The organism is Allobosea sp. GW821-FHT12C12 (genome assembly GCF_058807355.1).
The window spans coordinates 212,089-226,090 of record NZ_JBXAQP010000003.1; the positions used below are offsets into that span (position 1 = coordinate 212,089).

Annotated in this window: 15 protein-coding genes and 1 tRNA gene; 9 read left to right on the forward strand and 7 right to left on the reverse strand. The window is 69.5% G+C overall.

Going from position 1 to position 14,002, the window contains the following annotated elements; genetic code table 11:
• Positions 1-4 precede the first annotated feature (4 nt).
• The gene (locus tag AC1RRW_RS05790) at positions 5-349 is read left to right on the forward strand and encodes a DUF952 domain-containing protein (protein ID WP_492899617.1); all 345 of its coding nucleotides are present in this window, start codon (positions 5-7) and stop codon (positions 347-349) included.
• Positions 346-1,434 (forward strand): quinone-dependent dihydroorotate dehydrogenase, encoded by a 1,089-nt coding sequence (locus AC1RRW_RS05795; RefSeq protein ID WP_492899618.1) that lies wholly within the window; start codon positions 346-348, stop codon positions 1,432-1,434. The genes AC1RRW_RS05790 and AC1RRW_RS05795 overlap by 4 nt, the downstream gene beginning before the upstream one ends.
• 3 nt (positions 1,435-1,437) lie before the next feature.
• Here the strand turns inward: AC1RRW_RS05795 and AC1RRW_RS05800 are convergent, their stop codons facing one another.
• The 5 genes from AC1RRW_RS05800 to AC1RRW_RS05820 form a co-directional block, all read right to left on the reverse strand.
• Positions 1,438-1,707 (reverse strand): DUF6460 domain-containing protein, encoded by a 270-nt coding sequence (locus tag AC1RRW_RS05800; protein WP_492899620.1) that lies wholly within the window; start codon positions 1,705-1,707, stop codon positions 1,438-1,440.
• 147 nt (positions 1,708-1,854) lie between these two features.
• Entirely contained in the window at positions 1,855-2,535 is a 681-nt protein-coding gene (locus AC1RRW_RS05805; protein ID WP_492899622.1) for a response regulator transcription factor, read from the reverse strand.
• A gap of 182 nt (positions 2,536-2,717) precedes the next feature.
• On the reverse strand, positions 2,718-3,545 hold the full coding sequence (locus AC1RRW_RS05810) for an alpha/beta fold hydrolase (RefSeq protein WP_492899624.1): 828 nt from the start codon (positions 3,543-3,545) through the stop codon (positions 2,718-2,720).
• A gap of 99 nt (positions 3,546-3,644) precedes the next feature.
• Positions 3,645-3,950 carry a hypothetical protein gene (locus tag AC1RRW_RS05815; RefSeq protein WP_492899626.1) on the reverse strand — a complete coding sequence of 102 codons (306 nt, stop codon included), beginning with the start codon at positions 3,948-3,950 and terminating at the stop codon, positions 3,645-3,647.
• Positions 3,951-4,124: 174 nt separating this feature from the next.
• Positions 4,125-5,762: a cisplatin damage response ATP-dependent DNA ligase gene (locus AC1RRW_RS05820; RefSeq protein WP_492899628.1), complete on the reverse strand. Its 1,638-nt coding sequence runs from the start codon at positions 5,760-5,762 to the stop codon at positions 4,125-4,127.
• 182 nt (positions 5,763-5,944) lie between these two features.
• Here AC1RRW_RS05820 and AC1RRW_RS05825 point away from each other — a divergent pair, with 182 nt between their 5' ends.
• The gene (locus AC1RRW_RS05825) at positions 5,945-6,664 is read left to right on the forward strand and encodes an SGNH/GDSL hydrolase family protein (protein WP_492899630.1); all 720 of its coding nucleotides are present in this window, start codon (positions 5,945-5,947) and stop codon (positions 6,662-6,664) included.
• A 7-nt stretch (positions 6,665-6,671) separates the two neighbouring features.
• Here AC1RRW_RS05825 and AC1RRW_RS05830 read toward each other — a convergent pair whose 3' ends face one another.
• Entirely contained in the window at positions 6,672-7,772 is a 1,101-nt protein-coding gene (locus AC1RRW_RS05830) for a ligase-associated DNA damage response exonuclease (protein ID WP_492899632.1), read from the reverse strand.
• Between the two features lie 29 nt (positions 7,773-7,801).
• On the opposite strand from AC1RRW_RS05830, the gene AC1RRW_RS05835 reads away from it, so the two are divergent.
• The 6 genes from AC1RRW_RS05835 (at position 7,802) to AC1RRW_RS05860 (ending at position 13,030) form a co-directional block, all read left to right on the forward strand.
• Positions 7,802-8,878: a class I SAM-dependent DNA methyltransferase gene (locus AC1RRW_RS05835; protein WP_492899633.1), complete on the forward strand. Its 1,077-nt coding sequence runs from the start codon at positions 7,802-7,804 to the stop codon at positions 8,876-8,878.
• Between the two features lie 86 nt (positions 8,879-8,964).
• Positions 8,965-9,117, forward strand: coding sequence for a hypothetical protein (locus AC1RRW_RS05840; RefSeq protein ID WP_492899635.1), 153 nt, complete (start codon positions 8,965-8,967; stop codon positions 9,115-9,117).
• A gap of 56 nt (positions 9,118-9,173) precedes the next feature.
• Positions 9,174-11,684, forward strand: coding sequence for a ligase-associated DNA damage response DEXH box helicase (locus AC1RRW_RS05845; RefSeq protein ID WP_492899637.1), 2,511 nt, complete (start codon positions 9,174-9,176; stop codon positions 11,682-11,684).
• A 41-nt stretch (positions 11,685-11,725) separates the two neighbouring features.
• Entirely contained in the window at positions 11,726-12,388 is a 663-nt protein-coding gene (gene pdeM, locus AC1RRW_RS05850) for a ligase-associated DNA damage response endonuclease PdeM (protein WP_492899844.1), read from the forward strand.
• A gap of 189 nt (positions 12,389-12,577) precedes the next feature.
• A tRNA-Thr gene (locus AC1RRW_RS05855) sits at positions 12,578-12,652 on the forward strand.
• A 93-nt stretch (positions 12,653-12,745) separates the two neighbouring features.
• Positions 12,746-13,030 (forward strand): DUF6538 domain-containing protein, encoded by a 285-nt coding sequence (locus tag AC1RRW_RS05860; protein ID WP_492899845.1) that lies wholly within the window; start codon positions 12,746-12,748, stop codon positions 13,028-13,030.
• A 205-nt stretch (positions 13,031-13,235) separates the two neighbouring features.
• Here AC1RRW_RS05860 and surE read toward each other — a convergent pair whose 3' ends face one another.
• Entirely contained in the window at positions 13,236-14,000 is a 765-nt protein-coding gene (gene surE / locus AC1RRW_RS05865) for a 5'/3'-nucleotidase SurE (protein WP_492899639.1), read from the reverse strand.
• Positions 14,001-14,002 lie beyond the last annotated feature (2 nt).

The following is a 14,002-nucleotide window of genomic DNA, read 5'->3' on the forward strand; positions in this document are numbered from 1 at the left end:
CTCCGTGCCGCTCATCTACAAGATCTGCCACGAGACGCTCTGGCGCGAGGCCGAACGCGCCGGCGCGTTCGAGGGAGCGGCGATCGACCTTTCGGACGGGTTCATCCATTTCTCGGCGGGCGAACAGGTGCGCGAGACGGCGGCGAAGCATTTCGCCGGCCAGCACGGCCTGCTGCTGATCGCGGTCGACGATGCCCGTCTCGGCGAAGCCCTGCGCTACGAGCCGTCGCGCGGCGGGGCGCTGTTTCCCCATCTTTACGGCCCGCTCGACCCCAGGACGGCGCGCTGGATCGCGCCTCTGGCTCAAAGCGCGGACGGACTGCACCTGATCCCGGAGGATGTCGCGTGATCGACGGCCTGTTCAGCCTGGCCCGCCCGCTGATCCACAAGCTCGACGCGGAGACCGCGCACCGCCTGGCGGTCGTTGCGCTCGCCGCCGCGCCGCCGTTGCGGCCGGGCTCCGACGACCCCGTGCTGGCGACGCAGGCCTTCGGCCTGAGCTTTCCCAACCCGGTCGGGCTCGCGGCCGGGTTCGACAAGCATGCCGAGGCGATCGACGGCGCGCTGTCCCTGGGTTTCGGCTTCGTCGAGGTCGGCGGCGTGACGCCGCTGCCGCAGCCGGGCAACCCGCGCCCCCGCGTCTTCCGGCTGACCGAGGACGGGGCGGTGATCAACCGCTACGGCCTCAACAGCGAGGGCATGGAGGTCGTCGCCGGCCGGCTCGCGAAACGGCGCGCGCGCGGCGGGCTCGTCGGCGTCAATCTCGGGGCCAACAAGGAGTCCGCCGACCGTTCGGCCGATTACGCCGTGCTGACGGGCAAACTCGCGCCCGTCGCCGATTTCCTGACGATCAACGTCTCGTCGCCGAACACGCCCGGCCTGCGCGACCTGCAAGGCGAGGCGGCGCTGGACGATCTGATCGCGCGGGCGCTGGAGGCCCGCGACGAGGCGGCGCAGGCCGCCGGCCGTCGCACCGCCATGCTGCTCAAGATCGCGCCCGACCTGAGCGAGCCCGAGCTCGACGGCGTCGTCTCGGTCGCCCGCCGGCGCGGGATCGACGGCATGGTCGTCGCCAATACGACGGTGGCGCGTCCGCCAGGCCTGCGCGGCGCGGCGAAGGCCGAAACCGGCGGCCTGTCGGGCCGTCCGCTCCGGGCCGGCGCCACCCGCATCCTGGCGCAGACGTTTTTGCGGGTGGAGCGGCAGTTCCCGCTGATCGGCGTCGGCGGCATCGATTCGGCCGCGGCGGCGTCCGACCGGATCCGGGCCGGCGCCGATCTCGTGCAGTTCTATACCGCGATGGTGTTCGAGGGGCCGGGGCTGGTGAAAAAGATCAAGGCCGGGCTCGCCGGCGAGGCGCGCCGGGCCGGGCTGACGCGGGTGTCGGCGCTCACCGGCCGCGACGCGAAGGATTTCGCCGACGGCCGGGGTTGAACCTCAGCGGCGCGCCGCGAACAGCCGCGACAGCAGCCAGAGCGGAATCACGATCAGCGCGCCGGCGACGAGCCATTGCCCGACCTCGTGCACAGCCCCGAAGCCGAGATCGCCGAGCGAACGCAGGAAGCGGACGGCCGCCCGATAGAGCGCCTGCGGCGACAGGCCGAGAAACGCCATCGCCGCGCCGACGAGCAGCGAAATGAAAAGCAGCCGGACGAGCACGCCGAGCGGCGAGCCGCCCAGAAAGCGTTCGATGTTGCCATTGGCCATGTCAGCGACCCCGTCTCCATCATGCAGCAAACATCCGTCATCCCGGATCGGCGCGGCTGCGCCGCTTGTCCGGGATGACGGCGAGGCTTATTGGCCGTCCTGCGCTCAGGCAAGCTCATTCGCCTTGAATACAGGCTGAACGAAGTCTCAAACCGTCGCGGACGCGCCGACGCCCGACCAGGCGGTGCCGGCGATCTTGGCGGCCGCGATCACGGCCTGCGTCCGGCTGTCGACGTTGAGCTTGGTCAGGATCGCCGAGACATGGGCCTTCACGGTCGCCTCGGAGACGCCGAGCTCATAGGCGATCTGCTTGTTGAGCAGTCCTTCAGACAGCATCATCAGAACCCGGACCTGCTGCGGGGTCAGGGTCGCGAGCCGGCGCACCATGTCGGCGACCTCGGCGTCGACCGGGCTCGACAGATCGACCCCGGGCGGCGTCCAGACGCCGCCGTCGAGCACGGCGCGGATGGCCTCGCCCATCTGCGCGACATCGGCCGTCTTGGGCAGGAAGCCGAGCGCGCCGAACTCGATGCAGCGCCTGATCACGGCCGGGTCGTCATTGGCGGAGACGACGATGACCGGCACCTCGGGATGGTCCGCGCGCAGGAAGAGCAGGCCGGAAAAGCCCTGCACCCCCGGCATGGTCAGGTCGAGCAAAACGAGATCGGCGTCCGCGCCGGAACCCAGCGCCTCGGTCAGCGCCTCGAGCGAACCGACCTCGCTGACATCGGCGCCGGGCAACGCCCCGGAGAGCGCCTGCCGGAGCGCGCCCCGGAACAGGGGATGGTCGTCGGCGATCACGATCCGCGTCACAGGCTGCCGACTCATCGCAAGGATCCCCGTCCGTCCGCGCTCATCCTGCCCCAGACGGCATCATGACCTCAAGCGCCGCGCATTCAGGCGCGCCGCCCAGGCCGGCAGCCCAAGCACCAAGAGCCATCTGCTCGCAAACGACGAATATTGCAATGCAACATAAAGTCCGAGGCGGGCAATCTCCCGCCTCGCTGCATTCAGCCCCGACCGCCGATGAAGGCGACGAGATCGGCGTTGAGCAGGTCCTTGTGGGTGATGAAGAGCCCGTGCGGCGCGCCCTCATATTCCTTCAGAGTCGCGCCGGGGATCAGCTTGACCGCCTCGCGGGCCGAGATGTCGATCGGCACGGTCTGGTCGTCGTCGCCATGGATGATCAGCGTCGGCTTGTCGAATTTCGGCAGGTCGGCGCGGAAATCGGTCTCTGAGAAGGCGCGCACGCAGTCGATCGTGCCCTTGGGCGAGGCCTTCAGCGCATGGACCTGGGCCCAGTCGAGCATCTCGGCCGAGACGGCCTGGTTGAGCAGGCTGACGCCGAAGAAGGTTTTCGCGAATCCTGCGAGGAAATGCGGCCGGTCGGCGATCAGGCCCTCGACCATCTCGTCGAAGACCGACTGCGGCGCGCCGTTCTCGTGATCGGGGGTCTTGAGCAGGAAGGGCGTGATCGCGCCGACGAGTACGGTCTTCGCGATCCGCGCCGTGCCGTGACGACCGACATAGCGGGCGATCTCGCCGCCGCCCATCGAGAAACCGACCAGCGTGACGCCGTTGAGGTCGAGCCCGTCGAGCAGCGCGGCGAGATCGTCGGCGAAGGTGTCGTAGTCGTAGCCGGTCCAGGGTTGGTCGGACTGGCCGAAGCCGCGGCGGTCATAGGTGATGACGCGATTGCCGGCCGCGACCAGCGCCGGCGCCTGATATTCCCACATGTCGCCGTTGAGCGGCCAGCCATGGATGAGAACGACCGGAGCGCCTGCCCCGGCCTCGCGGTAGAAAACCTGCGTGCCGTCTCCGGCCTTGATGAAGGGCATGTCTCATCTCCGAATGCTGATGAATGTCCGGCGTGCCGGCTTCAGGTGTCGGAGAGGGAACGTGATCGACCGCGAGCGGGTTCCGGCGTCACGGCAATGTCAACGCCGCGCGGCGATGAGAACCGGACCGGCCCGGAAGGCGAGCCAGAGCAGCGGCACGAGACTGCCGAGCCCCAGCGTCAGGACGATCAGCGCCAGCGCGAGCGGCCTGGAGGTCTCGAAACGCCAGATCAGGAAGCCGGAGACGAGGAAGGCGGCGTAGAGGTCGATCAGCGTCACCACGCCCCAGGGGTCGTTGCCGATCTTGGCGAAGCTCGCGCCGAAGGAGGCGGTGGCCGTGGCCCAGACGATCGCCGCGGCGAGGATCAGGGCCGCGGCGAGGAAGACGAAGCGGAGCGGAATCATGGGCGGTATCTTTCTATCCGATGGATTCTCAGCCCTCATCCCGAGGAGCCGCGTCAGCGGCGTCTCGCAGGATGATCCGGTTCGCTCCGGAGACGTCTGGAGCATCCTTCGGGACGCGCCCCGCGGGCGCTCCTCAGGATGAGGGTTTGATTGGGATCAGCGAACGCCACTGCCTCAACCCGCCGCCGGCAGGAGCTGTTCCAGCGCCTCGATGCGGTCGGCCTCGGCCGGCGGCTTGTCCCAGCGGATGCGGCTGATGCGGGGGAAGCGCATGGCGAGCCCGGATTTGTGCCTCGTCGAGCGCTGCAAACCCTCGAAGGCGACCTCTAGGACAAGTCCGCTGCGCGCGTTATGCGTCACCTCGCGCACGGGGCCGAAGCGGTTGAGCGTATGCTTGCGGACATAGCGGTCGAGCTCGATCAGCTCCTCGTCGGTGAAGCCGAAATAGGCCTTTCCGACAGGGACGAGTTCGTCCGCGCCCTCCTCCCCCACCCTCCACACGCCGAAGGTGTAGTCGGAATAGAAGGAGGAGCGCTTGCCGTGGCCGCGCTGGGCATACATCAGCACGCAGTCGACGAGCCTGGCCTCGCGCTTCCACTTCCACCAGTGGCCCTTCGGCCGGCCGGGCAGATAGGGCGAGTCGCGGCGCTTGACCATGCAGCCCTCGACGGCCTCGGCGTCGCCGCCGGCTCCGGCCGAGACGGGGTCGGCGCGCGCCGCGGCGAGATCCTCCCATGAGGCGAAGGGGATTTCCGGCGACAGGTCGAAACGGATGCTGGCGAGGCGCGACAGAAAATTTTCCAGCCGCTTCCGGCGCGCGGTCAGCGGCAGGTGGCGGATGTCCTCATCGCCGTCGACCAGCAGGTCGTAGACCCGGATATGGGCCGGAAACTCACTGACCATCTTCGGCGTCACCGTCTTGCGGTTCAGCCGCTGCTGCAGCGTGTTGAAGCTCTGCACGGCCGCATCGCGCATCACCAGCAATTCGCCGTCGAGCGCCCCGTCCAGCGTCAGCGCCTCGACGAGGTCCGGAAAGGCCCCGGCGATGTCCTCGCCCGTGCGGGAATAGAGCCGGGTCAGGCGCGTGCCGTCGGCGCGCGTGCCGCTGACCGCCTGGACGCGGATGCCGTCCCATTTCCATTCGGCGCTGAAATCGGCCGGCGCGAGCTTGTCGAAATCGCCGTCCTCGAGCGGGTGCGAGAGCATGACGGGGCGGAACGGCGCGGGGTCGGTCGCCTCCGACCGCGGTCCCCTGCCCTCAAGCCAGGCGAAGAGTTCGGCATAGGGCGGCTCCAGCCCGTGCCAGACCTGCTCGACCTCGTCGGCCGGGATGCCGCCCAGGCTGGCGGCGGCCGTCTTGGCGAGGCGGGCCGAGACGCCGATGCGGAGCGAGCCCGTGATCAGCTTGAGCAGCGCCCAGCGCCCGGTCTCGTCGAGCGCGTCGAGCCAGGACGCGACGAGGCGCGGCAGTTCGGTCTTGCCGACCGAGCGCAGGCCGTCGACGACATCGGGCAGATGGGGAACGTCGTTGGCCCCGTGCCGCGCAGGCCACATCAGCGCGACCGTCTCCGACAGGTCGCCGACATAGTCGTAGGACAGCGCGAACAGCACCGGGTCGGCGCGCTCGGCGATCAGCGCCCGGATCAGCCCGGCCTTGGCGTTGCGGAAGACGAGCCCGCCGGTCATCGCCGCCAGCGCCAGCCCGCGATCGGGATCGGGCGTCGTGCGCAGATAATCCGCGATCAGCGCGAGCTTGGCGTTGCGGCGCGGCTCGTAGGCGAGACGATCCAGCAACCATGCGAAGCGGTTCACGACGCGGCCCCGCGCGGCTGCACGGACTGGTCAGTCTTTTTTCTTATGCTGCACCGCATCGTTCAGTTGCCGTTCATGAAGAAAACATTAACCGCTGAACCGTCTCCAGGAGAACGATCCCGATGCGCGCTGCCTTGCGGTTCACGGTCTTGAATCTCTTCGCAGTTTCCTTGGCAGCGCTGATGTTCACGGGAGCCGTCCAGGCAGCCGGTTTCGCCTGCCGCGAGACGCCGATCGTCAATTCCAATCTCGCTCTGTCCACGCTGGCGGCGCCGCTCGCCCAGGGCCGCCCGCTCACGATCCTCGCGATCGGCTCGTCCTCGACCGAAGGCGTCGGCGCGAGCGCCAGGGACAAGACCTATCCGGCGCGGCTGCAGGCTCTGCTCGCGAAGAGCTGGTCCAGATCGTCGGTCGAGATCGTCAATGCCGGCATCGGCGGCGAGACCGCGCCGCAGACGCTGATCCGCCTGAAGCAGGCGCTGACCGCGCGGCGCTACGACCTCGTGATCTGGCAGGTCGGCACCAACGACGCCGTCCAGGGCCGCGATATCGCCGCCTTCCGCGCCCTGATCGCGGACGGCATCGCCAGCGTGAAGCAGGCGGGCCCGGGCCTCGCCATCCTCGACCCTCAATATTTCCCCGGCATCCGCGAGCCCGAGCGCTACCGCGACTATGTCGAGGCGATCGCCGAGATCGCGCGGGCGGAGTCCGTGCCGGTGTTCAGCCGCTACGACACCATGCGCGAATGGCATCGCAGCGACGCGGAGGCTTTCAAGGCCGCGCTGGCCGGCGACAGCTTCCACATGAGCGATGCCGGCTATGACTGCCTCGCCCGCGACATGGCGCTGTCGCTCGTCGGCATGACCGCGCCCTCGCGCGCCACCATCGCGCAGACCCGCTGACATCGGCTCAGACCGCGACGGCATCGACGCCCTCCCCGGCAGGCTCCGCCTCGCCCTCGTCGCCATAGCCGACGAGGTGCAGCGGCCTGGCCTTGAGGCCGATCGCGCCGCACCAGTGCACCAGCGCCTCGGCCTCGCCATGGGTGACCCAGATCTCGCCGGCGCCAGTCTCGCGGATCGTCGCCTGGAGATCGTCCCAGTCGGCATGGTCGGAAATGATCAGCGGCAGCTCGACGCCCTTCTGACGGGCGCGGGCCCTGACCCGCATCCAGCCCGAGGCGAAGCTCGTGACGGGATCTGGGAACTTGCGCGCCCACAGATCCTGGATCGCGCTCGGCGGGCAGATCACGATCTCGCCGCCGAGGCTCTTCCGCTCGGCCGCGACGACCTTCCTGATCTCGCCGAGCTTCGCGCCCTCCGAGAGGTAGAAGTCGGTCAGCTTCTCCATCGCGCCATGGACATGGATCGACCGCTCGTAGCCGGCCTCGCGGATCAGGGCCATGACGCGCTGCGCCTTGCCGAGCGAATAGGCCCCGACGATATGCGTGCGCTCCGGAAAGAGCCTGACCGATTCGAGCAGCTTGGCGACCTCGGCATGGGCCGGCGGATGGCGGAACACCGGCAGGCCGAAGGTCGCCTCGGTGATGAAGATGTCGCAGGGCACGATGTCGAAGCCGGCGCAGGTCGGGTCGCGCTCGCGCTTGTAGTCGCCCGAGACGACGATGCGCAGGCCGCGCGCCTCGACCACGATCTGGGCCGAACCGAGGACGTGGCCGGCCGGCACGAAGCTGAAATCGACCTCGCCGATCCGCGTCGTCTCGCCCGGCACGGCCTCCTGCCGCTCGCCGGTGAAACCCTCGCCATAGCGCAACGCCATGATCGCCAGCGTCTCGCGCGTCGCCAGCACCGCGCCATGGCCGGCGCGGGCATGGTCGGAATGGCCGTGGGTGATCAGCGCGCGCGGCACGGGCCGCACCGGGTCGATATGGATATCGGCCGGCGGGCAATAGAGTCCGGCCGGCGTCGGGGTCAGCAGTTCCGAAGGGCGGAAGGCCCTGGCGCTCGCAACCTTGCCGCCCCCGGCCTTGCCCACCCCGTGTCTGGTCACTGTCATCCATCTCAGATAGACCGGCCGGCATGACAGGAAAGGGCAGCAGCACGCATTCCGCCAGTTCGGGGGACGTGAATCTCGATCGGCGCCATGCCTGGGCGCAAGCGGCGCTGAAGGATGGCGACGCGGCGGCCTGCGTCGAGATCCTCGACCAGACGCTGGCCGAGGCCTACGGCTTCACCGCCGCCTGGCATCTCTACGGGCAGGCGCGGGAGGCGCTCGGCCACAACGAGGAGGCCGCGACCGCCTGGCGGCAATGCCTGACGCTCGACCCGAACGACCATTTCGGGGCGCGTCTCGACCTCGCCCGCATCGGCGCGCTGCCGGCCGAGCAGGCGACCTCGGAGACTTTCTCGGGCGTGCTGTTCGACGGTTACGCCGACCGCTTCGACAGCCATCTGGTCGAGGCGCTGCACTACAACGCGCCGGCGCTTTTGATGGACGCGCTGCGGCGTGCGCGTCCCCTTCCCCCCGCTTGCGGTGGGGAAGGGCTGGGTATGGGGGGGCGTTCAGGAAGAGGTTCGACGGCGGCATCAGCGTGCCGGCCTGGCCTCTCCTCCCCACCCCGGCCCTCCCCACCGCAAGCGGGGGGAGGGAGACGGTTCGAGACCGTGCATGATCTCGGCTGCGGCACCGGGCTGATGGGCGAGGCGATCAGGCCGGAGACCGGCTTCCTCGCCGGCTGCGATCTGTCGCCGCGCATGATCGAGCGGGCGCGGGCCAAGCGCGGCCCCGACGACCGGCCGCTCTACGACAAGCTCGCCGTGGCGGGCCTGACGAGCTTCCTCTCCAGCCGGCCCGACGCATCGGCCGACCTCGTGATCGCGGCCGATGTCTTCGTCTATCTCGGCGAGCTCGGGCCGGCCTTCGCCCAGAGCCGGCGCGTGCTGAAGCCGGGCGGTTTGCTGGCCTTCACGGTGCAGAGCCATGAAGGCGAAGGCGTCGTGGTGGGAGCCGACCGCCGCTTCGCCCATGCCGAGGGCTGGCTGCGCGAACGGCTGGCGGCGGCCGGGTTGCGGCCGATGCTGATCGAGAAAGCCAGCACGCGCGAGGACCGCGGGGTGGCCGTGCCTGGGCTGATCGTTGTCGCAAGCCGGTCCTAGCCGGATAGCCCATCGGCCCTGATCGCGGACCAGAACGCATTCGCGACGAAGCGGTCGACGCTTTCGGGCACGGGCCGCGACGGCAGATGGCGCCGGTTTTCCTCTGGCCGGTGGCGGTCGTGTTCGCGATCGGCGGCATGACGGCGCTCGTCGCCTCGCGCGGCGCACACCGCTCCTGGGCGTTCTTCCTGCCGATCGTGGCGATTTCGGCGGTCGAGGCCTGGCGCCGGCCGGGTTGAGGCATCGCGCGGCCGGGCATTTCCCCGGAGCGGCGGCAGTCCTATCTCTTGCGGAGATGAACCCCTCCTCCGCCCGTCCCTCGACCCTCCCCGCCGCCTTCTCCGACTGGTTCGCCAGCCGCGGCTGGAGCGCGCGGCCGCACCAGCTCGCGCTGCTGGAGGAGGCCCGGGCCGGGCGCTCGACGCTGCTGGTCGCGCCGACCGGAGCGGGCAAGACGCTGGCAGGCTTCCTGCCCTCGCTGGTCGAGCTGACCGTGCGGCAGGCGGCGCCCGGAGCCGGGCGCGCGGGCCTGCACACGCTCTACGTCTCGCCGCTGAAGGCGCTCGCCGTCGACATCGCCCGCAATCTGGAGATGCCGATCGCCGAGATGGGACTGCCCATCAAGGTCGAGACCCGCACCGGCGACACCTCGGCCGCCAAGCGCGCCCGCCAGATGGCGCGCCCGCCCGACATCCTGCTGACGACGCCGGAGCAGCTCGCGCTGCTGGTCTCGCATCGCGACGCGAAACCGTTCTTCGCCTCACTGCGGCGGATCGTGCTGGACGAGCTGCACGCTCTCGTCACCTCCAAGCGCGGCGACCTGCTATCGCTCGGTCTCGCGCGGCTGCGCACGCTCGCCCCACAGGTCAGCGCGGTCGGACTGTCGGCGACGGTGCGCGAACCCGCCGACCTGCAGCGCTTCCTCGGCGGGGCGGAGACGCCGGCCGGTCTCGTCACCGTCGCGGGCGGGGCGAAGGCCCGGATCGGCATCCTCGACAGCAAGCGTCACCTGCCTCTGGCCGGCCACACCACCGGCCACGCCATGGCCGACATCTACAAGGCGATCCAGGACCACAAGCTGACGCTCGTCTTCGTCAACACGCGGATGCAGGCCGAGTTCGCCTTCCAGGCGCTGTGGGCGATCAACGAGGACAACCTGGCGATCGCGCTGCATCACGGCTCGCTCGATGCCGGCCAGCGCCGCAAGGTCGAGGCGGCGATGGCGGCGGGCAGACTGAAAGCCGTCGTCTGCACCGCGACGCTCGATCTCGGCATCGACTGGGGCGATGTCGATCTCGTCGTCAATATCGGCGCGCCCAAGGGCGCAAGCCGGCTGATGCAGCGGATCGGACGCTCCAATCACCGCATGGACGAGCCCTCGCAGGCGCTGCTGGTGCCGTCCAACCGCTTCGAGCTGCTGGAGTGCCGCGCCGCGCTGGAGGCCGTGATCGAGGCGGCGCAGGATACGCCGGAGCCCCGGCTCGGCGGGCTCGACGTGCTGGCCCAGCATGTCCTCGGCGTCGCCTGCTCGGACGGCTTCGAGACCGAGGCGCTCTACGAGGAGGTCCGCACCGCCTCGCCCTATTCCGGGCTGGAGCGCGCCGATTTCGACGCGGTCGTGAGCTTCGTCGCGACCGGCGGCTATGCGCTGCGCGGCTATGAGCGCTTCGCCAAGCTGCGGCAGGACAAGGCCGGGCTCTGGCGCGCCAGCAACGCCCGCGTCATCCAGCAGTACCGCATGAATGTCGGCACCATCGTCGAATCGACCATGCTGAAGGTCCGCCTCGGCCGGACGCGCGGCGGCAAGCCCGGCCAGCCCTCGCGGGCGATGACGGGCGGGCGCGTGCTCGGCGAGATCGAGGAGTATTTCGGCGAGACGATGACGCCCGGCGACACCTTCATCTTCGCCGGCGAGGTGCTGCGCTTCGAGGGCATCAGCGGGGTTGAGGCGATCTGCTCGCGCGCCACGCCGGGCACCGACCCGAAGATCCCCTCCTATGCCGGGGGCAAGTTCCCGCTCTCGACATTCCTCGCCGCCCGCGTCCGCGCCATGCTGGCGAACCCTGACGAGTGGAAGACGCTGCCCGACGAGGTCTCGTCCTGGCTCCATGCCCAGCGCCTGAAATCGCGTCTGCCGAAGCCCGGCGAGTTGCTGGTCGAGACCTTTCCGCGCGGCGGGCGCTTCTACCTCGTCGCCTACCCCTTCGAGGGCCGCCTCGCCCACCAGACGCTCGGCATGCTGCTGACGCGGCGGCTGGAGCGGGCCCGGATGCGCCCGCTCGGCTTCGTCTGCAACGATTACGGCATCGCCTGCTGGACGCTCGGCGACATGTCGGCCGCGATCGCGCGGGGCGCCTTGAGCCTCGACGATCTCTTCGCGCAGGACATGCTCGGCGACGACCTCGAGGCGTGGCTGGCGGAATCGGCGCTGATGAAGCGCACCTTCCGCTACTGCGCCATCATCGCCGGGCTGACCGAGCGCAATTTCCCCGGGCAGGAGAAGAACCGGCGGCAGATGACCATGTCGACCGACCTGGTCTACGACGTGCTGCGCCGGCACGAACCGGACCATGTGCTGCTCAAGGCCGCACGCCAGGACGCCGCGACGGGCTTGCTCGACATCCGGCGGCTGGGCCAGATGCTGACACGAATCAGCGGGCGAATCAGCCATCAGCCGCTGGAGCGGGTTTCGCCGCTCGGCGTCTCGGTGATGCTGGAGATCGGCCGCGAGGCGGTCTATGGCGAGGCCGCCGACGAGATCCTGGCCGAGGCCGAGGCGATGCTGGTGGAAGAGGCGATGGCGTGACGGCACTGGCGCGAGGCACGACGGGGACGCAGGCCGCTTTCATGCTCGGCCGGCTCGCGCTCGTGCCCGACCTCTCGGGCGCGCTCTGGCTGCCCGACGAGCGCACGCTGATCGTCGCCGACCTGCATCTTGAGAAGGGCTCGGCCTATGCGGCGCGCGGCGTCTTCCTGCCGCCCTATGATTCGGCGGCGACGCTGGCCGTCCTGGCGGCGGCGATCCTGCGCCACCGGCCGGCCCGCGTGATCGCGCTCGGCGACAGCTTTCACGATCGCGGCGGACAGGCGCGGCTCGATTTCACCTGCCGCGAGACCTTGCGCGCCCTGCAGAGCGGCCGCGACTGGCTCTGGATCACCGGCAACCACGATCCCGAGATCGCCCCGTCGCTCGGCGGGGATGCAGCCGACGCGATGGAGATCGCCGGCGTCGCGCTGCGCCACGAGCCCGATCCAGCGGCGCGTGGCTACGAGATCGCCGGCCATCTCCATCCGGCCGCCAAGGTCAGGATGCGCGGCCGGGCGCTGCGCCGACGCTGCTTCGCGCTCTCGGCCAGGCGCTGCGTGATGCCGGCGATGGGCGCCTATGCCGGCGGGCTGAACCTGCGCGACCGCGCCTTCCGCCCGCTCTTCAGCGAGGGCCTGAGCGCCCACATCCTCGGCGACGGAAGGCTCTTCCGCATCGACGAGCGCCTGCTGCTGCCGGATTGAGAGGCGCGGGCGGAACCAGACCGCTCGATTGGCGATGGAGCGGTCGAGAGTTCGGACAGGGCCGCGCGGCAACACCGCGGGTAACAGGTTGCGTCCGCACGGGGCTTGTGGCATCAGGACGCCGCTTCGGAACGCGGCCGGCGCCCGCATCGCCCCGCGCGACGCCAGCGCCATCTGCCGGACGGTCCTGCTGCGGTAGCTCAGTGGTAGAGCACTCCATTGGTAATGGAGAGGTCGAGAGTTCAATCCTCTCTCGCAGCACCAGCCCATCTCCTCGAAACACCTGGAGGCCCCTTGAGTTCAAGGGTTTGGCGACTTCTGCCCTGCCAGACGGAGGCGCTACACATGGTGCTTTCGATGTCCCGCCGGCAGAAGCGTGGAAATTCCGGCGTCTACGACCTTCGCAAGCGCGTCCCCCGGGTCCTGCTTCCCGTCGTCGGGAAGAAGGAGGTCTGGGCCGGCCTCGTCACCAAGGATCCTCTCCACGCTTCTGTCAGGACGGTCGTCCCGACAGGTCGCGAGAGCCTCCCTTGGCCGTCTTGCAGGCGTCCGCCAGTTGCGCGATCTCCCCGCTCGCCACGACGATCGGCGAGTGGAGCCTGCTCGCGGCTGCGTTTCGTGTCGATCGGGACATGGAAATAGCTCTGTCGCAACGTCGCAAACGGCAGCGCGCCTGGAGAGCGAGCCGGCTCGCCCGCGCCGGATGGCCGCCTTGGCATTCGCGCGGAGAAGCCGCCGCCGCGAAAAGTCGCCAGCGGGCGTCAAGCCTCCGGCTGGGAAGAGTTCCGGTTTTCAGCGACGAAGCGATGCCTGGTCCTCATCGACGATCCCGGGGCCGAGCGGAAGCTCAGCCTTCGTGCCGTTTCAACGCATTGTTCAGTTCGTCGACAACACGGGCATCGAGCGGCGCGCCGTCGCTCCAGCAATGACGGACGATGGCGATGCGGCCCGAATCGATCAGGCTGTTCTCGTCGCCCGGCCGGCTGTCGTGGGGGCGGCCACGCCGGATGCGCCAGACGATCTTCTCGTTGTCCTCCGAGACGACATCAGCCGCACCCGCAATCTTGTCGCGGCCGATGCTGGCGAGGCCGGCTTCCGCCGGCAGTTCCTTCGGCAAGTTGACGCTCAGGAACGTACCTTCGCGGCTCCATCGCGCGCGCGCGCGCCACAGGTTCTCGATGAGCGCGGAAAGCGCCGCGACGTCCCGTTCTTCCGAGGTCCCGCCCTTTGTTCGGGAGAAGCCGATGGCGGGAAGGTTCCAGAAGCTCGCCTCGCGGGCGATCGAGAGCGTGCCGGAATAGGCGGCATCCTCGGCGGCATTGCGCCCGTCATTGACGCCGGAGAGCACGAGGTCCGGCGTGCGGCCATCGCGGAAGATCACGGTCATGGCCGCGACGACGCAATCAGCCGGCGTGCCGTTCAGCGCATAGACCTGTTTCTCGCGCCGGCTGAGCGTCAATTCCCTGTCGAAGGAGAGGTGATGGCTCGCTGCCGTCCATTTCCGCTCGGGCGCGACGACCCAGATATCGGAGGCGACGCGGGCGGCGGCTTTGCGCAGCAGGGCGATGCCGGGCGCGTGGATGCCGTCGTCGTTGGCGATGAGGATGCGCATGA